The organism is Erwinia sp. PME.40.26/001 (assembly GCF_055556675.1).
In genome coordinates this window covers 1-245 of record NZ_JBVHNP010000369.1, presented here as the reverse complement: position 1 = coordinate 245, position 245 = coordinate 1, and the positions used below count along the sequence as shown (strand labels likewise).

The following is a 245-nucleotide window of genomic DNA, read 5'->3' as shown; positions in this document are numbered from 1 at the left end:
CGAATCCCTCAGCATCACCGCCAGCGCCGTCGACCCGGGACTGTTGCAGCTGCCGTGGTCGACGGGCCTGGCCGACTGGCCGAGCTCCCACATCGTCGCCCTTCCCAAGGGCATCTCGCGCCACCTCGTGCGGTTCGCGAACCTCTCCGGCCGCGTCGTCGCCATCAAGGAGACGACCGAGGAGATGGCCCGTCGCGAGTACGACATGCTCGGCAACCTCGACCGCCTCGACGCGCCCTGCGTCG

Annotated in this window: 1 protein-coding gene; it reads left to right on the top strand. The window is 69.8% G+C overall.

What is annotated here, in order from left to right; all coding sequences use genetic code 11:
• Nucleotides 1-245 (top strand): hypothetical protein (locus tag ACZ3HG_RS24580; RefSeq protein ID WP_465335115.1); only part of this gene is annotated, 245 nt, incomplete at both ends.